This is a genomic window from Eubacterium callanderi (assembly GCF_900142645.1).
In the GTDB taxonomy this organism is placed as follows: Bacteria; Bacillota; Clostridia; order Eubacteriales; family Eubacteriaceae; genus Eubacterium; species Eubacterium callanderi.
Window position 1 is genome coordinate 257,433 of the sequence record NZ_FRBP01000003.1, and the last position, 21,629, is coordinate 279,061.

General features: G+C 48.5%; 15 protein-coding genes. All 15 read right to left on the minus strand.

Features of this window, described 5'->3' with window-relative positions; all coding sequences use genetic code 11:
* Positions 1-148 precede the first annotated feature (148 nt).
* The gene (locus BUC22_RS05135) at positions 149-814 is read right to left on the minus strand and encodes a cyclase family protein (RefSeq protein ID WP_041689845.1); all 666 of its coding nucleotides are present in this window, start codon (positions 812-814) and stop codon (positions 149-151) included.
* Positions 815-948: 134 nt separating this feature from the next.
* The gene (locus tag BUC22_RS05140) at positions 949-2,382 is read right to left on the minus strand and encodes a four-carbon acid sugar kinase family protein (RefSeq protein ID WP_041689844.1); all 1,434 of its coding nucleotides are present in this window, start codon (positions 2,380-2,382) and stop codon (positions 949-951) included.
* Positions 2,383-2,391: 9 nt separating this feature from the next.
* Positions 2,392-3,288, minus strand: coding sequence for a 2-hydroxy-3-oxopropionate reductase (garR, locus tag BUC22_RS05145; protein ID WP_013379884.1), 897 nt, complete (start codon positions 3,286-3,288; stop codon positions 2,392-2,394).
* Between the two features lie 222 nt (positions 3,289-3,510).
* On the minus strand, positions 3,511-4,518 hold the full coding sequence (locus BUC22_RS05150) for a sugar ABC transporter substrate-binding protein (RefSeq protein WP_013379882.1): 1,008 nt from the start codon (positions 4,516-4,518) through the stop codon (positions 3,511-3,513).
* A gap of 9 nt (positions 4,519-4,527) precedes the next feature.
* The gene (locus BUC22_RS05155) at positions 4,528-6,735 is read right to left on the minus strand and encodes a bifunctional diguanylate cyclase/phosphodiesterase (protein ID WP_013379881.1); all 2,208 of its coding nucleotides are present in this window, start codon (positions 6,733-6,735) and stop codon (positions 4,528-4,530) included.
* A 226-nt stretch (positions 6,736-6,961) separates the two neighbouring features.
* Positions 6,962-11,071: a PolC-type DNA polymerase III gene (locus BUC22_RS05160; protein ID WP_013379880.1), complete on the minus strand. Its 4,110-nt coding sequence runs from the start codon at positions 11,069-11,071 to the stop codon at positions 6,962-6,964.
* The gene (ispG, locus tag BUC22_RS05165) at positions 11,072-12,136 is read right to left on the minus strand and encodes a flavodoxin-dependent (E)-4-hydroxy-3-methylbut-2-enyl-diphosphate synthase (protein WP_041689843.1); all 1,065 of its coding nucleotides are present in this window, start codon (positions 12,134-12,136) and stop codon (positions 11,072-11,074) included.
* A 143-nt stretch (positions 12,137-12,279) separates the two neighbouring features.
* Entirely contained in the window at positions 12,280-13,098 is an 819-nt protein-coding gene (locus BUC22_RS05170) for a M50 family metallopeptidase (RefSeq protein WP_013379878.1), read from the minus strand.
* 11 nt (positions 13,099-13,109) lie between these two features.
* Positions 13,110-13,913 (minus strand): phosphatidate cytidylyltransferase, encoded by an 804-nt coding sequence (locus tag BUC22_RS05175; protein ID WP_013379877.1) that lies wholly within the window; start codon positions 13,911-13,913, stop codon positions 13,110-13,112.
* A 13-nt stretch (positions 13,914-13,926) separates the two neighbouring features.
* Positions 13,927-14,643, minus strand: coding sequence for an isoprenyl transferase (locus BUC22_RS05180; RefSeq protein ID WP_013379876.1), 717 nt, complete (start codon positions 14,641-14,643; stop codon positions 13,927-13,929).
* 346 nt (positions 14,644-14,989) lie between these two features.
* Positions 14,990-15,202, minus strand: a complete 213-nt coding sequence (locus BUC22_RS05190; RefSeq protein WP_013379874.1) for a hypothetical protein — start codon at positions 15,200-15,202, stop codon at positions 14,990-14,992.
* Between the two features lie 113 nt (positions 15,203-15,315).
* Positions 15,316-16,878, minus strand: a complete 1,563-nt coding sequence (locus BUC22_RS05195) for an NAD(P)/FAD-dependent oxidoreductase (protein WP_013379873.1) — start codon at positions 16,876-16,878, stop codon at positions 15,316-15,318.
* A complete protein-coding gene (locus BUC22_RS05200; protein ID WP_013379872.1) occupies positions 16,871-18,076 on the minus strand; it encodes a BaiN/RdsA family NAD(P)/FAD-dependent oxidoreductase in 1,206 nt (401 codons plus the stop codon). Before BUC22_RS05200 ends, BUC22_RS05195 begins: the two co-directional genes overlap by 8 nt.
* A 140-nt stretch (positions 18,077-18,216) precedes the next feature.
* The gene (locus BUC22_RS05205; protein WP_013379870.1) at positions 18,217-18,912 is read right to left on the minus strand and encodes a response regulator; all 696 of its coding nucleotides are present in this window, start codon (positions 18,910-18,912) and stop codon (positions 18,217-18,219) included.
* Positions 18,902-21,625: a sensor histidine kinase gene (locus BUC22_RS05210; protein ID WP_013379869.1), complete on the minus strand. Its 2,724-nt coding sequence runs from the start codon at positions 21,623-21,625 to the stop codon at positions 18,902-18,904. The genes BUC22_RS05205 and BUC22_RS05210 overlap by 11 nt, the downstream gene beginning before the upstream one ends.
* Positions 21,626-21,629: the final 4 nt, after the last annotated feature.

Consider the following 21,629-nt stretch of genomic DNA (forward strand, 5'->3'; position numbering starts at 1 on the left):
AACGCAGCCAGGGGCCGCAGTCTCAATCGCTACAGCGCCAGCTAAAGCGTTCCTGAATTCTCCATTCTCCATTTTCAATTTAAAGTGTCACTAACTCAAAACGGTTTAACAACAATGTCCCCTCTGCTCCACCGTCTTAAAGAGGTCTCTAATCTAAGTCTGCAATCACACTGACCTGGCTGCTGTCTACGCCTACGATGCGCAGCGGAGCGGCAACAACAAAATTAATTTTTCCCTTTAATTCGGACAGGTTCATGTCTTCGATTGCAGTGATGAATTTTTCAGTGTTCAGGCCTAAGAGATTCTGGTGAGCCGGTGCTGCCAGATCATTGCAGGGCGAGCCGATTGCCAGGAAGTCAAAGCCTACGCATTTCAGGTTCTTGTAAGTATTGACCATATACAGGCAGGTTTCCGGTGTCAGGAATGGGCCTTCCATCTGATATTTCTTAGGATCCGTTTTTCTTACTTCGCCAAAGCCGGTGCGGATCAGCAGCAGATCTGCCTGCTGAATTTCGTCTTCATGCTTCTTTAAATCCTCGATGGTTACGCCTTCGCAGGCATTTTTCGGAATATCCAAAAGCAGTACTTTTTTGAACACGAAGTAGTCAATGGGCAGCTCATTGATTCTCAGTCCGTCTGGATTGAAATGCTTCGGTGCATCATAGTGGGTGCCGCAGTGGTTTGGCAGCTCGGACATAAAGCTGTTGAACGGGGTTTCATCACCGATTTCAGTACACTGTCTTACTTTGATGACCGGTTCGCCTGGCCATGCTAAATCGTTCGGGTCCAATGGATAGGATAAGAAAATGTTCATAAAGTTCACCTCATATAAATTTTTTATTTTATTAAGCGGAACCACTTTCCGCCAATAATCTTATGACTGCGATTTCAGTAAAACGCTTATTTGTGGGCGCCTGCCCGGTATTTTTACCAGACAGGCCGCCCGAATCATTCACCCATCAGGGTCTCAACAGCTTCTCTCAGTGTGGTATTGGTGCCTACATTGCCCGGGAAGATCACGTAGGGCAGTCCTGGGAATTTGCTTTCCTCCCCGGTCATCCATACAGGGATCCCCGGTTTAATCTGGCCCATGACATTGGCCTTCTGCACCCGCAGTGCCTTCGTGCCAATGTCACTGGAGGTAATCCCGCCCTTGGCCACAATAAAGTTTGGGCGCACAGACAGGTTGGTGATGATGCTGGTGACCGCGTCAGATATTTTGACAGACACCTTAAGCTGTTCATCCTTATCGTCAGTATCCAGGTCAAAGCGATCCCGGCGGGTATAGACAGCGACGGTTTTACCAGCCTTAATATCTGCGTCCACAATGGACACGACCCGTTCTACTTCCTGTTCCAGTCCGTTTTCTTCCAGTACACGGTGCTGGTTGAACTCGATAAACTCAATAGGTTTGTCCGAGTTTTTCAGCTCCTCAAGCTGTGCGGTCGTCTTGTTGACGTGGGAACCGACAACAATGATGCCACCATTCCTGTTTTCTGTTAAAATCAGCTCGTCATGGCTGAGAATCGGCTTATCCGTCACGCCGCCGAGTACCTTTGTGATGGCTGCGGCTGAGCGGAATATAAAGTTTTTACCCTGATTCATGGCTTTTACCAATGCGATGGCAAAAACCTTGACATCTGCATAGTCGATGGAATTGACCACAATTTTATTGAAATCCTTCACCTGCATGAGCTGATCTGCAATCTTGTCGATTTCCAGATTTCTCAGATCCTCCAGTGAAATGAAGGTTACATCCCCGGCCTTGTACTTACCGCCGGACTTTTCTTCGCACCACTCACCCAGATCGGACGCCTTGTACCCAAAGGATTTGTCCTTTGCAAACTCGGTTTCGCCCGCCGGTACCAGCACATCGCCCTCCTGTACATAATGAACGTTGCCGATGGTGAAGCGGCCGCCCTCTTTAAAGAAGGGATAGATAATTTCGCCGTCAATTTTCTGGTCTGAGCCGGACTCAATGACGTCCTTTAAAATCTCTGGCTCCAGCGGATAGTGACCACGGAGGGTCGAATCGCTCCGGCTGATCACGACAAATTTCTTGCCGGTTTCCTTTGCCACCTGTAAAATGTTCTCAGCCATTTCCCGGTGAGCCTTTGTGGTCTCGGGAGCCGTCAGCCCTCTGGAGTTGGTCAGGATAAAGAACATACTGTTTTCCTCGTCAAAGCCCTTGCGCATGCTGTCGACCGACCAGTCGGTATAGACGGAAATATCGTGGACGGTCTGTACCCCGGTAGGGTCGTCGTCCAGAACCACAATTTTGCGGTCAAAGCCCTTCAAGGCTTCATTGAGCTGTGCGTTAACGGCTTTCTCGTCAATGGGCTTAAAGGTTGTTAAAATGGATGCCTCTAATCTTTCTGCCATATCACTCACCTACTGTTCCTTCCGTTTTACTTCGACACCGGCCAGCTTTTCAAAATACTGTACAATGCCGCCGTGGTCATCTTCCAGATGGCCGTCTACCTTCAGGGCCTGCATGATTTCCAGCAGCTGGCTGCTCATGGGCAGCGGAACGTCAATGTCGTGAGCGGTTGCCATGACGTTTTTAATATCTTTCAGGTTAATGGAAATTTTACCGCCGGGTACAAAATTGCGGTCGATCATCAGCGGCGCCTTGGCGTCGAGGACGGTGCTTCCCGCAAGGCCGCCCCGGATCGCCTTGTAAACCAGCTCCGGATCAGCCCCGGCCTTTGTGGCCAGTACCAGTGCCTCCGATACAGCTGCGATGTTCAGGTTAACGATGACCTGATTGGCCAGCTTTGTAACAGAACCGCTGCCGGTTCCGCCGACCAGCAGTGCCGATGCGCCCATGATGTCAAAATAAGGGACCATCCTGTCAAAGGCTTCCTGTTTGCCGCCGACCATAAAAGCCAGCGTCCCGTCGATCGCCTTGGGTTCTCCGCCGCTTACCGGAGCATCCAGGAAATCAACCCCCAGAGACGCCAGTTTTTCGGCGCAAACCTTGGATTCTGTAGGTGTCACAGAGCTCATATCCACAACAACACTGCCTTCTTTGACGCCTTCTGCCACGCCGTCAGCCCCAAATAATACCGACTGGACAATGGCGCCATTGGGAAGAATGGTGAAGATAACCGGGCATTTTTCGCCAATCTCTTTCAGTGTTGCCGCCTGAGCGCCCATATCTGTCAGTTCCTTTACTGCGTCCCCGTTCAAATCGTTTACCAGCAGGCTGCACCCTCCTTTAACCAGGTTCTTAGCCATTGGTTTTCCCATAATACCTAGTCCGATAAAACCAACCATACGATCCATTTCAGTACCTCTTTTCTGTTTTCTTAGTAGGTCATCCTACCTTTATAACTAAAATTTTTAATAGAACGCCATTTGTTAAATGTGTAACGAAGAACGTCCTATGTATTGCTTTTCATAACTAAATAATAAAGCCCTCTTCCCATTTTGTCAAGTCTTTTTTATAAATCTTAATAAAAAAAGAAAGATGCACTTAATCACCTTTCTTTCATTACTGGAAACCGGTCAGTTCCCATAAACCTCTTCTTTTGTATAATAACCCTTGTCAATGAGGATTTTATCAATATTCTGTTTCGTGACCACCTGGCCGTTTATCAGGTAGGAGGCAACTGTGCTCTCACCCTGGTTGTCGAAGTCTGCGTTGACGTCAACTTTCTGGTTTCTGCCCATTTTATCCGCTTCCTCCACAGCTTTTCGGGCCAGATCCTTCAGGTCCATATAAATTGTCATATCCTGCTTACCATCGACAATACGTTTGACTGCGTCTAACTCCGCGTCCATACCGGTAATCACAACGGGTGTGGTGATTCCCAACTCTGTGAGGGCATCAGCGCAGGCTCCTGCCAGCTTGTCATTGGGCGCAAGGATAGCATTGACGCGGTTCCCATTTTGGGCCACAGCGTTCTTGACCATTTCCTTTGCCGTATCGGCAGACCAGCCGGGAACAGCCTCATCCATAATAATATTGATGCTTCCTCTGATCGAGTCGATATAGCGCATGGCACCCTCGTAAAGAAGCGTGGCATTATAATCGCCGGAATCACCCCTCAGGATAATATAATCCCCTTCATAGACTTTTTCGCTGAGGTACTGCCCCATGCTCTGCCCAATGCGTCCGCTGTCATAGCCGACAAACAGATCCACATTGTCTCCAAGCACCACTCGGGCATAGTTGACGACCTTAACGTTTTTCTTTTTAGCATAGGCTAAAATCTCCTCGGTATTATTGACATCCCGCGGGGTCAGAATCAATACGTCAATCCCGCTGTCAATCATCTCAAAACAGTCCTCCTGCTGGGTTTTAGGCGTATCGGTGGTGTTCAGCCGCACCTCTATCTCATCACCCAGCTCCTTTGCGCGCTCCTCCATATACCCCTGCTCCAGAGGCCAGCGTGAGGCGCTTCCAACACCAAAGGACACGCCTATTTTCACCGCATCCTCCTTTGTACTGCAGCCGCTTAATAATGTTGCCACAAGCAACAGGCTGCCCAGACAGCACAGAAATTTTTTCATCCTGTTTTCCTATAATATCCCTTCTTTATATATTTTCCCAAAAGATTCTTCATCCATTGGTTTGGCAAAATAATACCCCTGCGCAATGTAGCAGCCAAATTCCTTCATCAGGTTAACATTTTCAATGGTTTCCACGCCCTCGACCACCACCCGGATGTCCAGGCGTTTTGCCATATGGGCAATGGCGGAGAGAATGACACGCTGCTTTTTACTGTCTGAGGTTTCCTCCAGGAAAGCGCGGTCAATTTTCAGAACATCAATGGGGATATCCTTCAACATATTTAACGAAGAATAGCCAGAGCCAAAATCATCCATGGATATCTGAAGGCCGTATTGGTGAAGCTGGTTTGTAAATTCGGATATAATCTCATGATTATCAAAAATCGCACTTTCTGTCAGCTCGATTTCAATCAGCTCTGGCGGAATATTGTATTGGTGAATCCGTCTTGTAATCTTGTCAAAGAAGCCATCATCCAGCAGATGCAGCCTCGAAAAGTTAATGGAGATGGGCACGCACGGCACCTTCTCATCCAGATTCATCCTCAAAAACGCCAGTGTTTTCTCGAAAATAATCATGTCCAGCTCGGTGATGAGGCCAGTCTTCTCACACAGCGGGATGAACTCAGCCGGTGAGCGGAGCCTACCCTCCCTGGTGATCCAACGCGCCAGCACCTCTGCTCCGACGATTTCTCTAGTGTTGATATTGACCTTTGGCTGGAAGAAAGGCACAATCTCATCGTTGGTCAGGGCCTGTTCCACCGAGCGTTTAAGCTGCTCGCTCTCAATCATCTGCTCGTCGAACTGGACGGAGTAAAAAGCGATTTCCTTGCGCATCATCCCTTTATTGACCTGTGCGGCTGCGCTGGCCTTGTCGACCATCAGACTGATGCTCTCATCCGGGTCTGCGATCTCGTAAACTCCAGCCGTATAGTACAGCATAACCCCCTGATCATTTTCCATAGACGCCTTCAGCATCCCATTCAGGCGTTCAGGCGCGGCCTCTTGCAGCAGTACGATAAAATGGTCACCGGATATTCGGGCGAGACTCTCTCCGGGCTTCATCTGCTCAGCCATCTTATCGTAGATATGGCGGAGAATTTTATCGCCCACATCAAATCCATAGTAATTGTTGACATACTTAAAATTATCGACGTCAAAGGTCATCAAATAGCCCGGATGCTCCGGATTGGCTGCAAGCGCAGCCTGAAGATCGACCGTAAATTTATTAAAGGTGTTCCCACCGGTCACTGTATCCACAAAGGCGATTCTCCGCAGATTGGCCTGCTGTCTGTTCTTATAGGCCAGAAAAACAAACATGATGACCCCCAGTACACCAACGACCACACAGAGGATCACATAAAACATTTTGACCACCATGTTGGCGTTTGGTGATACTGCGCTGGTCGGTATGCTCGAAATCAGGTACCAGTCATGGATCTCCTCCACTGGCGTATAGGCTGAGAAAATCCTTTCGCCATCCTCAGTCGTCTCCATAAAGCCTGCCTGTTCATTCTTGATCCCCTGCTCCAGCTTCCGGGAGGCCTCCTGGTTACCCTTCTGATAAAGGCTTCGGAAGTAGTTGTCAGATTCCTTGTTGTATTCTTCCTGCTCTGAACCAATTAAAATATATCCCTGACTGTTGATAATATACATTGAGCCCTGATCTGAAAACAGAGAAAGTGAGCACAGATTATACATTTCCTCTGGAGTATACTGCTTCTGAATCGTTCCGATAATCTGATTTTTAAAGTACATGGGAACACTAATCGCAAACATCTCTTCACCTGTGATACGGGAGATTGTTTTATCGGATATATTCTGAACCCCCTCCAGAGCCAGCCGGAAGTATTTCCGTCCCGCTACGCTGACACTACTGCCATCCGTAAAATAAGCGTTTCCCGCGCCATCCGCGATAAAAAGATCCGGGTCTGGGTTCTCCCTAATATAGCTTAAAAAAGCTGATTTGAGCGCATTTCCATCCGCAGAGCCTTCCTGACTCAGCCGGTCGGTTAGCTGTTTAGATACATTGTCCAGATTGTTGACCTCAACCTTCAGCTTGCTGGTAACCACATCCTTATTTTGAGTCACCACCTCAGTCAGGTTGATCCGCACATCTGAGTACAGCAGATTCTGCACATAGCGCATCAAAAAAAACACCGCGATAAACAGCAAAAGAATCAGCGCAATCAAGGCGACCCGCGACAACCTCTTACTCATATTGCTAATACCTCAACAGGCTTTTAAGGCCTCTTTCTTTTACACTCACGTTATAATCTTCCGATACAATTGCCGATTATACCTTAAAATGATGTCTTATTATAACACATCTTGTGAAAAGAATCACCTTTATTTAGAAACGTTTTCGGTAATTTCCGTATCTTTTTATTATACGTCCGAATATAAAAACAGCAGCCGGCCATTGGCGTGCTGCTGTTTTTGTTATTTACATCATGGTTAAAAAGCTCATCTGATTGGAGTCTGGCAGGCTGCTCAGACAGCCAAACTGCTCAAGCTTTTCGATATTGGATTTATTGACCTTGGCTCTGGTCTGCAGATCCTCCTTGGAGATGAAGGGCCGCTTCTGGGCTTCCTCATAAATCTGCATGGCCGCCTTATCACCCAGGCCGTCAATGGCGTTGAGCGGTGGCAGCAAATCATTGCCAATAATTTTAAACTCGCTGTAGTGGGACTCGTAGACATCCACATTTTTAAAGCCAAAGCCACGGCAGTACATTTCCAGCGCCAGCTCCAGCGAAGTCAGAAGCTGCTGATCCTTGTTGCTGGCCTTGTTCCCCTGAGAGCGGATTTCCGCCAGTGTTTTCTTGACAGTCTCCTTGCCGTTGGTCATCTTTTCCAAATTAAATTCCTTGGCGCGGATACTGTAATAGGTGGCGTAGTAAGCCAACGGGTAATAAACCTTGTAGTAGGCGATGCGGAAGGCCATCATAACATAGGCTGCCGCATGGGCCTTAGGGAACATGTACTTGATTTTTTTACAGGAATCAATGTACCAGGCCGGTACATTATTTTCCTTCATATACGCTTCCTCATCCTCTGTCAGGCCCTTCCCTTTACGGACATGCTCCATAATGCTGAAGGATTCCTTAGGCGCCAGTCCCATTGAGATCAGTCCGAGCATAATATCGTCACGGGTACAGATAACGTCCTTGATGGTCGCAGTTCCAGAACGCACAAGGTCCTGCGCATTGTTGGTCCAGACGTCTGTGCCGTGGGATAAGCCGGAAATACGGATCAGGTCTGAAAAGGCTGTGGGCTTGGTGTCCAGCACCATCTGACGGACAAAGTTGGTCCCAAACTCAGGGATACCGCAGGTACCGAGGGGGATGTCAAAATCATCATCCTTCAGGTCCAGGGCACTGGTGCCTGTGAACAGGCTGATGACCTTTTCGTCGTCCAGCGGAATCTCCTGGGGGTCAAGTCCTGTAATGTCCTTGAGCATACGGAGCATGGTCGGGTCATCATGACCCAGAATATCGAGCTTCAGGAGACGCCCGGAAATGGAATGGTAATCGAAATGGGTGGTCATGGTGCCGCAGTCCCGGTCATCGGCCGGGTACTGGATCGGCGTAAAATCATAGATATCCTTATCCTTTGGCACAACCATTACCCCGCCGGGGTGCTGGCCTGTGGTACGCTTAACGCCCGCACAGCCCTCAATCACACGTTCCATCTCTGCTCTGGGCGCGGTAACGCCATTTTCATCAAAGAAATTTTTCACATAGCCAAAGGCTGTCTTATCTGCCAGCGTCGCAATGGTTCCCGCGCGGTAGACCTTGCCCTCGCCAAAGAGCACCTCGGTGTAATGGTGGGCCTCCGGCTGGTTTTCGCCCGAAAAGTTAAGGTCAATATCCGGCTCCTTATCCCCCTCAAAGCCAAGGAAGGTCTCAAATGGAATATCAAAACCGTCCTTATTCATGGGATGGCCGCATTCCGGACAGTCAGCGTTGGGAAGGTCAGGCCCCACCCCCACCTTTGTGCTGTCAAAGAACTCATAATGCTTGCAGTTCGGGCAGACATAGTGGGGCGCCAGAGAGTTAACCTCTGTGATCCCGCAGAGCATGGCAACCAGTGACGAACCGACTGATCCTCTGGAGCCTACCAGGTAACCATCCTCCAGGGAATGGTGTACCAGCTTCTGGGCGATCAGGTACAGAACCGAATAGCCGTTGCCGATAATGGAGTCCAGCTCTCGCTTCACGCGCTGCTCAACAATGTCCGGCAGCGGGTCACCGTACATCTCATGGGCCTTTTTATAAACCATATCCCGAATCTCGTCATCCGATCCCTCAATGATGGGAGGAAAGGTGCCATCGGGTATGGGCTTCACATCGTCAAACAGTTCCGCCACCCTGCGCGGGTTGGTAACGACCAGCTCATAAGCGGTCTGCGGGTCCACATAGGTAAATTCGTCCAGCATTTCCTGGGTCGAGCGGTAGTAAAGCGGCGGCTGCTCATGAGAATCCTTGTAGCCCTGGCCAGCCTGCAGAATCTCTCTGAAATAGGCGTCACTGGGGTCCACAAAATGGACGTCCCCGGTGGCAACCACAAGCTTGCCCTTTTCCCGCCCAAGCTCGACAATCCGCCGGTTAACATCTGCCAGCTCTTCCATGGAGTGGACGGTCTCATTCCGAAGCAGGTATTCATTGTTTCCCAGAGGCTGTACCTCAAAGTAGTCATAAAAATCAGCGATTTCATCCAGTCGGTTTTTGGGCACATTTTTCAGCACTGCCTTGTACAGCTCTCCAGCCTCGCAGGCGCTGCCAATAATCAGATTTTCCCGGTGAGCCGCCAACAGGGATTTTGGTATCCTCGGGCGTCTGTAGAAATAATTGATATGTGCCTCAGAAACCAGCTTGTACAGATCCTTCAGCCCCGCCTGGTTTTTGGCGTAGATGATAATATGATAGGTATCGCCAGATTTTATGATCTGTTCCACATCCATCAGGCCATTAAGCCCAGCGACCTCTTCCACATCCCGTTTCTGAGCCAGCTCCATCAGCTTGACAAAAATTTTCGCCGAGCATACTGAGTCGTCCAGCGCCCGGTGATGGTGCCCCATGTCCACTTTAAAATAGCTCGCCAGCTTTTTGAGATTATGTTTGTTGATGGTTGGAATCAGTGTTCTGGACATTGCCAGCGTGTCAATATAGGTGATGTTGTTTTCCAGGTGGTGCGCATTCAGCGCAATCTCCATAAAACCCATATCAAATTTTGCGTTGTGTGCCACCAGGATCAGATCGCCGCAAAATTCGCAGAAGGCTTTAACCGCAGCTTCTTCCTCTTCGCCGTCCTCAACCATCTGATTGGTAATCCCGGTGAGATTGGTGATAAACGGTGGAATAGGCCGGTGTGGATTGACGATTTTGGAGAAGGTGTCCACAATATGCTTGTTTTTAATTTTGACAGCAGCAATCTCAATAATATTGTCCTTACCGGGAATCAGGCCAGTGGTCTCAAGGTCAAAGAATACAAATTCACCCTCAAAGCTTTCATTCTGTTCCCCTGTTACAATGTACTGGTCATCGTCCACCAGGTAGCCCTCCACGCCATACAGCACCTTGATACCATATTTTTTGCTCAGGGACATCATTTCAGGGTAAGCCTGGAGCACTCCGTGGTCGGTGATGCCGATGGCGTCGTGGCCAAAGTCATTGGCCTGCTTCATGATTTTAGCTACCTTGCTCACTGCATCCATGGAGCTGTACTGGCTGTGAAGGTGAAGCTCGACGCGCTTTTCTTCTGCGTTGTCACGGCGCACCGGCGCTGCGGCTACCTCCATATTTTTGGGCGTCAGCACCTTTTCGTGGGAGTACTCGTCATAATTGATATTCCCCTCAACCTTAAACCAGCGGTCCTTTTTCAGATTTTCCTTGATCATGCCCACATTCTTCTTCCGGGCGAAAATCTTACAGGAGACACTGCCATGTTCATCGGTAATGTTAAAGGTAAAGAGAGTTGTTTTATCCGTAATTTCTCTTGAGTCAATGCCAAAGACACGGCCGCTGACCACAATGTTGGTGCTTTCAAGCACCGCGCCGGTACTGAAGTCAATTTCTCCCATGGACTGGGCTGGACGCTTGATCTTGTCCCCCATGACAACTTCGCCAACGCCCAGCACACGGGCTTCCTCCTCTTTGCCATCCTTTCTCCCCGGCGAGCCGGTGCCAGCCTTAGCCGGCGGCGTATCCTTTATGACCTTTAACCGCTTGTTCAGCGCGTCCTCTTTCTTTTTAGCCAGAGCGTCGTAATCCACGTTTTCCATGAGCTTGTGGACTGATTTCTTAGCCCCAGCCTCATTATTCCCCTCAGCCTCTGGCGAAATAATGACACTCAGGCTCTTAGTGTAATCAAAAATATCCACGAGCTCCCGCTGGACCGAAATGCTGTCACACTCCGGGATTCGGGTTTTAAAAGTAAAAACCAGCTCCTGGCTCGCAGAATTCACCTCGACACGCTGGGGCTTTAGCTCATATTTCTTTATGAGTTCTTCTAAATCATTCTGTTTATGTATAATCGGATTCAAGGCGTCCACCTACATTCTTTCGATTTCTTCCATCAGGGCATCAATAATCTCATCCTCTGCCACTGTTTTAAAGATTTCCCCTTTTTTAAAAAGAACCCCTTTTCCTTTTCCACCGGCAATGCCGATGTCTGCTTCCTTCCCCTCACCCGGGCCATTGACCACGCAACCCATCACCGCGACCTTCAAGTCTTTTTTGACATGCACGAGCCGGCGGTTCATTTCCTCTGCGATGCCGATCAGGTCAATCTCTGTGCGTCCACAGGTCGGACACGACACGACCTCGACCATACCCTCTCCGCTCTGGTACAAACCGATAGATTTTAAAATATCTCTGGCCACGTAAATTTCATCCACTGGATTGCCTGTGATGGAGACCCGAATGGTATCCCCGATACCGCTCAACAGCATATAGCCGATACCGATGCCTGACTTAACGGCCGAAGTCCGCAGCACCCCAGCTTCTGTGATGCCCAAATGCACTGGATAATCATATTTCTGGGAAAACAGCGTGCAGGCGTCAATGGTAAAGCGCACATCCGATGCCTTCATGGATACCACAATGTTGTTAAAATTAAGCTCTTCGAGATAGGCAATATGTTTTTCAGCGCTCTCCACCATTGCTTCCGGTGTAGGGCGCCCGTATTTTTCAAGCAGTTCTTTTTCCAGAGAGCCTGCGTTTACCCCAATACGGATGGAAATATCCGCTTCTCTGGCCGCCTCCACCACCAGGCGTACCTTCTCCTTATCCCCAATATTTCCAGGGTTGATCCGGAGCTTGTCCACCCCGCCTTTAACAGCCTCCAGCGCCAGCTCGTAATTAAAATGGATATCCGCCACCAGTGGAATAGAGATCTGTTTTTTTATGTTCGCGATGGCTCTTGCTGCCTCCATATCGGGCACCGCCACCCGCACAATGTCGCAGCCGGCTGCCTCCAGATCCTTTATCTGTCGCACAGTTGCCTGGACGTCCCTTGTGTCTGTATTGGTCATGGACTGGATCAGAATTGGATTATCTCCCCCGATCTTCCGGTTTCCGATGGGTACCTCTCTGGTTTTATGACGTCGTATTTCCATATTTTTCACCTTACTCATTAATATTTTCAAAATTAAAAGCCCCAATTCACTGCTGCTTCATTGGGGCAAAACGTAATTATACTTCACTTCTAAACAGGCCTGAAATAGAAACTGAATCACGGCAAGGCCGCGGCTCTTCTTGCTCAACCCATTATCCGCATCACATCATTTACCGCTATGACCACCGCCAAAAGCATCAGGGCCATAAAGCCGATGTAATTGATCATGTTGGCCTTTTTAGGATCAAGGTCCCGTCCAACCAGCTTTTCAATAATGATGATCATGATCTGTCCACCATCAAGCGCCGGAAGCGGCAGTAAATTGATCACCCCTAAATTGACTGAAATTAAGGCCGTAAAGGACATCAGCGCAATGATTCCATACTGGAAAAAATCGTGAACCATGCTGACCATGCCGATTGGGCCAGCCACATCATTCATTCCTACCTGCCCGGTCACCAGCATGTAAAGGCTCTGGTAAATGGTAATCCCAAACTTTCCGGTTGTCGTAAGGCCAAGGCCCAGCGCCTGCAGAATGTTGGCTCCTTTAAACAGGTAGATCAATACCAGCAGCACAAAGGCGAACACAATGTTCATTGCCGCCCCGGCCACCAGAATGATAAAGCGCTGTCCCTTTGTTTTATTGGAAAAGCTTCTCGGATCATCCGGGTCCACCGGCTCACGCACTGCCGCTTCCTCGGCGGCCGTCTCTTCATCCTCTTCGCCGGTGTCTCCTTCTCCGCGCATTTTGCAAAAGCCGCCCAGGGGCAGCGCGCGAATCGAGAACTGGGTTTCTTTACCCTGTTTAGCGTAAATCAGAGGCCCCATCCCAATGGAAAACTCCTCAACGAAGACGCCAGTTTTTCTGGCTGCAATAAAATGGCCCCATTCATGAACAACTACCAGAACCGATAAAATAAGCAGTGTCAAGAGAACCATCAATACATTTGTTAATATACTCATCTTTTAATACCTCACGCAAGTCCAGCGGTGTAGGTCGCGAAAATATAAACAAGGGGAATGATAAAAAGAATGCTGTCAAAGCGGTCTAAAATGCCGCCATGTCCAGGCAGTATCTTTCCAAAATCCTTAATTCCCATCTTACGTTTAATCATGGAGGCTGTCAAATCGCCGCACTGGCCCGCAATAGACCCTACAAAGCCGACTGCCGCGTATAAATAAACCGGCAGATCCATCTGAAAACCAAATTTCATAATGATGCCGTAAAGCACCATAAACACAGCCGAGGCGATTAAACCGCCAACTGCTCCGGCGATGGTCTTTTTAGGGCTTATCTCTGGCGCCAGCTTGGTTTTACCGATGGCGCGCCCGACAAAATAGGCCGCCGTATCGGTTGAAAACGCAATGACAAAAACCATCCACATATAGTAGATGCCCAGTTTAATGTTTTCAAACATCATCAGATAACCAAACAGCACTGGAATGTAAATCAATCCAAAAAATGTTATAATCCCGCGGTAAATATCTGTTTTTCCATTTAATATTTCAAAACAGAATACAATGATCAGAACGACCATCAGAGTTGGCATCAGCGAATAATAATCCAGCTTCATCGATACCAGAATGATCACACTCAAAATCTCAACAAAGGGCAGGCTGATTTTGTTCTCAAGCTGCCGGTTAAAGGCGTTTGAGAATTCAATCAAAGCAACTCCAGAAAGCACGAGACAGGCCACAAAGAGAAAGTAACCACCCAGATAGAGCAAACCGAAAAGAACCGGCAATCCAACAACCGCCGTCAATACTCTCTTTTGCATCTCAACCTCCTGCCTAAGCCGTGCCGAAGCGTCTGTTTCTCTGCTGATAAGCCTCTATCAGCTTATAAAAGGCATCGTCGTCAAAATCAGGCCACCAGATATCATCAAAGAAAAACTCCGTGTAAGCGTTCTGCCAAAGCAAAAAATTGCTGAGCCGGCTTTCACCACCTGTCCGGATCATAATATCCGGATCCGGCAGATCTCTTGTATACAGATGGGCTGAGATCATCTCCTCAGTCACATCCCCCGGCGCTGTCCCTTCTTCCATGATTTCCCTGACTGCATGCACAATTTCATCCCGTCCGCCATAATTTAATGCGACGTTTAAAATCAAACCGTCATTGTCCTTTGTCAGAGACTCCGCGTTATCCGCTGATTTCTGGACATCCTTTGGCAGACGGCTTTTTTCACCGATGATCCGAACCTGTACATGGTTGCGGTGCAACTCTGCGATTTCCTTCATAAAATATTCGACAGCGATCCGCATTAATCCGTCGACCTCTTCCTGACTGCGCTTCCAGTTTTCTGTAGAAAAAGCGTATACTGTCAGTATCTTAATTCCCATATCAGAGGCCAGGTGTACCGTGTTGTGTAATGCCTTCATCCCGGCATTATGGCCAAACAGCCTTGGTTTTCTGCGCTGCTTTGCCCAACGGCCATTGCCATCCATAATAATGGCAATATGCACTGGCATATTTTCTTCTGATATATTATAGTCTTCTATTCCCATGTCACACCTCATTCATTGTATCTTGTAACATTATAATCTATTTGATCCCTTTTGTAAATTAACAGTTCGGACAGATTGATAATTTATCTTTTGTTTAAGCTTCAAAATAAAGTTAACATTCAAAAACCATTGCCTATATAGAACAAACCTTATTATATTAATGTTATACTTAATAAAAAATATGTTATTTTTTATCCAAGAGCTCTTTACATTTTTCGTAAAACGTGCTATATTATACAATATAATTCTCATTTTCACACATTTCCCAAAGGCCTCTGGTATTATACCAGGGGTTTTTACTTTATCGGGCATTAAAAAAATGCCCCGAGAGGCATTCTTTTACCCGCTAAAAAATTGGACCGTTTAAATGCAGACCACATTCTTCGTTTTCACAGATCCAGTCTTTCCCATTGCCATTTACTTTAGCGCCACATACCGGACAAATGCCGACACCGCCTTTTGGCCAGGTGAATTCCGTAAGCTCCATTTCCAGAAATTCAGTTGGCGCGTCCTCACCCTGTACCTTGACAAATTTCAAAATCGGCTTCTTTCCTAACATATTAAGCATCTCCTCACTAAACAAATTTATAAGCTAAGTGTAGCATAAACCCCATAGTCATTAAAGATAAAATGTAAGCGTGTTATGTGTTTTTTTTACCAAGGTGCCTGATATTATTCTTCCTTACGCACCGCGAATCTTTTGATGATGGCTTCGGCCACCCGCAGTCCGTCACAGGCGGCACTGGTGATTCCACCGGCGTATCCTGCCCCTTCTCCGGCAGGATAGAGCCCTCTAAGCGCACTCTCGTAATCCTCGTTTCTGAGAACACGCACCGGTGATGAGCTTCGGGTCTCCACGGCTGTAACGCACGCGCTGTCTGAGTCAAACCCCTTTATCCGTTTTCCAAATACGGGTATGGCTTCTCTCAGAGCTTCCACGGCGAAATCCGGCAGGCATGCTGCCACCTCCGGCCCCCTTCCAGTATTATCGCGAAACTCTCCAAAGCTGCACCTCGGCGGCGCAAACCGGCCGCCTCCATATTCAAAGGCACGCCGCTCCCAATACTCCTGAAACTCAACGCCTGCCAAGACATCCTCTGACGGAAAATCCTCTGTCCGGACGTCTACCAGAATCCCGGCATTGGCAATGCCGCTGTCACGCTTTCGGTTACTCATGCCATTGACACAGACCATACCCGGCTGTGTGGAGGCGGTCACCACCTCACCGCCAGGACACATACAGAAAGAGTAAACCCCCCGGCCATTCTGCGCGCGGCAGGAAAGCTTATAGCTTGCCGGAGGCAGACCGGCTTGATCACCGTACTGGGCCTGATCAATGATACGCTGGGGGTGCTCCAGCCGTACCCCAATAGACAGCGGCTTCTGCGCCATCGGAATCCCCATATCCTTTAAAGTGCGGAACGTATCCCTCGCAGAATGTCCTAAAGCCAGCACAACAGCATTTGTGCGGTGCTGCCATTTCTTTTCTCCTGTCTTCAGCGCAACGGACATCAACTCGCCATTCTCATTTTCTTCAAGGCCTGTCATTTGCGTGTTAAAATGAATTTCTCCGCCTGCGGCCTCAATGCGTTTTCTCAATGCCACTACCACCTTACGTAGAATATCTGTCCCGATATGCGGCTTTTGAGAATAGGCGATGTCTTCCGGCGCACCGGCTGCCACAAAGGAAGTGAGCACCTGATGGATATGAGGGTCTTTGATTCCAGTGGTCAGCTTGCCATCGGAGAAGGTTCCGGCTCCGCCCTCTCCAAACAGCACGTTGGATTCAGGATCAAGCCTTCCTTCTTTCCAGAAAGCATCCACATCGGCCACACGCTGTTCCATGGGGCAGCCCCGCTCCACAACAATGGGTGCATAGCCTGCTTCAGCCAACGAGAGTGCGGCAAAAATACCACATGGACCAAAACCAACCACCAAAGGCCGTCCCATCAGCTTTTTTTCTCCCGATATAATGGCTTTTGGCCTTAAATCCGGCGCCGGTGATACTCTTTTTTTCCCACGCGCAGGGAGCTTTCCAGCATATTTAAAATCAAGGGTGATCACACGGTGAATATCTTTTTTCTTCCGGGCGTCCAAGGATTCCTTGCGGACAGCAATGTCCGATTCAGCCAGTGTTCCATGACGAAGGCCGCAGGCTTTTTCCACCTTTTCAGGCAATACACTCCAGTCCTGATCCAGTTCCAGACGGATATTGGTGATTCGATAATTATACATGATGATCTCCTTGCAGGATAGCAGCTACTGCTGCCTCAGCGGCACAGCGCCCCGTATTAAAAGCATGATCCAGATTATAACCGCCGCAGGGGCCGTCGTAATCCAAAATTTCTCCGGCAAAATAAAGACCCGGCACTATTTTTGACGCCAGTGTCTTTCCATCCACCTCAGCGGCTGCGATACCACCCGCTGTGCACTGGGCCATCTTAAAGCCCATTGTGGAAACCGGCTTAAAACGCAGACGATGCAAGTGCCCATCAAGGGCAGATATCTCGGACACTGAAAGCTCTGACAGCTTTCTTTTTTCCTTTATGTTCGCCTGCTTAAGCAGCAGGTCTGCCAACGGCGGCTTGATAATTCCTGATACAGCGTCTACACAGGCTTTCTCCCCAAGCACCGTGTCCCGGCGCCATGAAGAAAGCATTGCGGCAAAGCTTCTTTCCGGTGCAAGGTCAAGAACGATTGTATAAGGTTCAAGCTTTTCCTCACCCAGATATTTTAAATAGCGGCTCAGATTAAAAACACAGATCCCTGAAATGCCATAATCCGTAAACTGCACCTCGCCATGCTCTGAAAAGACCACCTTATCACGGCAGATCAGGCTCAGCTTTCCCTTTACCCGGATGCCTTTTAAGGCTTCGGGCAGGTCCTCACAGCAGATCCCCGTCAAAACCGGCAGTGTTTTTGTCACATGATGCCCCAAAGCCTTTGCCAATGTATACCCGTCGCCACTACAGCCATAGGCAGGCCCCGCCTTTCCCCCAGTCGCCAAAATCACTGTTTTTCCCAAAAACAGTTTTTTCTCTGTTTCTACGGCAAAACATCCTTTCTCAACCGAAATCGCTCTGACTGGAGCGTTGGTCTGGAGCTTCACGCCGAGGACCTTCAGCTGGTCTGTGAAAATCTCTGCCACACCCGGCGCGCTTTCTGAAAAGGGGTAGACTCTTCCTTCGCTGTCCTCCCGCGCAGGAATTCCCAGTGACTCAAAAAAAGCAATGGTGGACGGCGCTGTCGCAAGCGCGGTATTGGTGATATTACAACGGCCGTTTCCTGTGGCTCTGAGCTTCTTGCCTGGTTTATCTTTTTTTTCAAGCACTGTGACCTGCATAGACGGGGCTGAGCGTTTGGCTGCGACCGCCGCCGCCAGGCCGGCCGCCCCGCCGCCGATAATAATGAGGTCGTTCATATATTTTTCCATGATCATTCACCTGTCTTTAATAATGTAATATTATACCTATTTTTATAAAACGGCGCAAGGAAACCTGCCGCCTTCCTTTTAAAATAAAAAGCTTCAACGCACTCTGGAGCACACTGAAGCTTTTTAATCTTTTTTTAAACTCAAATTTCATCTACAAATCGGTAGCCCACGCCCACCTCAGTCAAAATATACTTTGGCTCTGCGGGGTTTTTTTCAATTTTCCGGCGGATGTTTGCCATGTTTACCCGAAGTGTCTGGTTTTCGTTGGTATAAGGTCCCCATATATCTTTAATAATCTGGTCATAGGTAACCACCTTTCCGGGATACTGGGTCAAAATCTCCAATATTTTATACTCGATAGGGGTAAAATGGACTGGATTATTATTCAGGGTGACCAGTCTTTTATCAAAGTCAATGGTCAGGTCTCCTACAGAAAAAATTGTGCGCTCCGGTACATCCACCGTTACCTGCTGATGGCGCATAGCTGTACGGATACGGGCCAGCAGCTCCGAAGTCCCAAAGGGTTTGGTGATGTAGTCATCTGCTCCCAGATCAAGCGCCTCAACCTTTTCACGCTCATGGCCCCTTGCTGAAACGACAATAATCGGTATGCCCGACCATCCCCGGATCGTTTTTAAAACCTCTATGCCGTCCATATCTGGGAGACCAAGATCCAGCAGGATTAAATCTGGGCACCGAGAGGTAAAAAGCTCAAGGGCTTCCTTCCCGTCTCTGGCCTCCACAACACGGTAATTATTAACATCGAGAACAGTGGATATAAAATTCCTTATTCCCTTTTCATCCTCAACCAAAAGTACTAGTGCTTTATGACTCATTATTGTCATCCTCCTCCACGGGCAGTTCAAAACTGAATTCCGCCCCGCCTTCCTGTTTATTTCTAGCTTTTAATGTTCCGCCGTGGGCGTCAACAATGGATTTGCATATGGTCAGACCAATCCCCATGCCACGGCGCGAATCACTGCTTTTTTCTTCATCGCCCATGTAGCCCTCAAAAATGTGTGGCAGCATGGTTTCGGATATTCCCTCTCCATTATCACCCACGATAAAACGGGCTTTTTTTCCTAAATTCTGCACCTTTACATCCAAAACAGGATGAGAGCCTGCGTATTTTATGGCATTTTCCATCAGGTTAATCATGACCTGCTCAATCAATGTGCCGTCCATCGATACCATCAGAAGCGTATCAGGCACCTCAACCTTAATATCCGTATGGTCAAACCGCTTGCGGATAATGGCGACGGCCTCGCCGACAATCTCCTCCACCGCCTCGGGATGCTTCTTCAAATCAACCTTTCCCTCGCCGATTCGCGTCACCGAGAGCAGGTTCTCAACCATACGGATAATCCACTCAGAATCGTCCTTGATATCCCGCAACAGCTTTTTCTGTGTAGAGATATCCAATTCTCCGATATTTTCAAGCAGCGCTGAGCTGGAGCCTAAAATGCCGGTCAGCGGTGTCCGCAGATCATGGGAGATGGCTCTGAGAAAATTGCTCCGCATCTTTTCCTTTTCTGTTTCCAGCCGGGCTTTTCCCTGTTCATCAGAAAGCCGCTGCCGCTCAAGGGCCATGGCAACCTGTGATACGATCATTTTTAAAAACGCCCGCCGTTTTGGCGGAAGCATTTCCTCGACACAGGAAATGCCAATGACGCCTAAAACCCTGCCCTGCGAAACAACCGGCATATAAAAGCCCTTTGCGCCTACCAGCGTATCTGTCCCATTTCCGGCGGCCTTTTTATTTTGGAAAACCCAGTGCGCCACTGCCTCTTCCTCCTTGGACTGCATGAAAGCGCCGCTTGTCTCCTCTGGTCCCTGCATAAAGGTTCCGCGGTTCTTTTCATCTGGATTCTGCGTATAGAAAATAACGGACCGCTCAAAAATAGAGGTCAGGGATTCGTTGGTGAGCGTCACAATATTCTCCAGCCCGCGGGTAATCAGCAGCTTTTTGCTCAGCTCATAGAGAATCTCAGTACGCCTTTCATTCATCACTGCCATTTTGGCCTGAACCTTAATCCCATTGGTTAACGCACTGGTCATCAACGCTACCAGAAGCATGACAATAAAAGTCACCGGGTAGGTGGGATTGGTGGCGTTAAAGGTAAAGTAGGGCTCTGTAAAGAAAAAATTAAAAAGCAGTACACCAAAAACTGACGCACATATGCCATATAAATATCCAACGGTTAACCTGGAAATCACCAAAATCGAGAGAAGATAAACCATGATAATATTCTGATCACCCAGATTAAGCTCCCTGAGTCCAAATGAGATCGCGGTTGCCAGTACCAGCGTCAAAACCGTTTTTCCAAAATCCTTCAATGAAAAGTGCAGGCTCAAAATTCGCTTACTCAGCCAGCTAAGCCGCTTTTTGGGGATACCGCCACTGGTTTTCTCGGCCTGGCTGTCCGGCACAATGTGTATCTCGATGCCAGGATTCATGCTTAAAAGCTGATCTTCCAGATCCTCTTTAAAGGGATTGGGCTTGTTTCTTCCCTTGCCGATCACAACATTGGTGATTCCGGACTGCTTGATATACTCTGATATAACCATGGCCATATCATCGCCCTGCATGGTGACAATCTCTGCCCCCAACTGCTCGGCCAGGTTCATATTATCCTGCAGGTTCTTGCGCTCGCTGATATCCGCATAGGTCCGGTCTGAGGTTTTGACATACAGCGCTACCCACGGAATATGGAAAGCGTCGGCTATTCGGGCTGTGGTCCGTATACAATGCGCTGAGGACGGCGACGGCCCTACGCATACCAGCATCTTGGAAAACGGCACCTTTTTCTTTTTATTCCCAGCGCCGCTGACAATGCGGTCCGCTGCCTTACGCATAGCGATTTCACGCAGGGCGTTCAGATTCTCAACGGTAAAAAACCGCCTTTTCGCCAGATCGGCCTTTTCCGGCGCGTAGACCTTGCCCTCCTCAAAACGCTTCAGAAGCTCCTCGGGATCAATGTCCACCAGCTTGATTTTATCTGCTTTGTCAAAAACATAATCCGGCACGCGTTCATGTACGATGATCCCGGTAATACTTCCGACCACATCGTTCAGGCTTTCAATATGCTGGACATTGACTGTGGTATATACGTCAATTCCCGCATTCAGCAGCTCCTCAATATCCTGATAGCGCTTTTTATTGCGGAAGCCCTCAGGATTGGTATGGGCAAACTCATCAACGATAATGACTTTTGGTTTTTTTTCCAGCGCCTTATCCAGATCGAAATCTCTGAGGGTAATACCCTTGTAATCCACTACCTGAGGCGGAATTGCTGGCAGGCCCTCAAGCATCGCCATGGTTTCTGGCCGGGTATGTGGCTCCACATAGCCTACCAGTACGTCCACACCCTTCTTATAAAGCTGCTGGGCCTCCTCCAGCATCGCATAGGTTTTACCCACACCCGCGCAATAGCCAAAAAAGATTTTCAGATGTCCAATACCCTCTTCATCTTCTCGGCTGCGCCGTTCTTCCTCATTTATTTCTTTTAGTAAACGTTCCGGATTTGGACGTTCATCCTGAAAATCCATATTT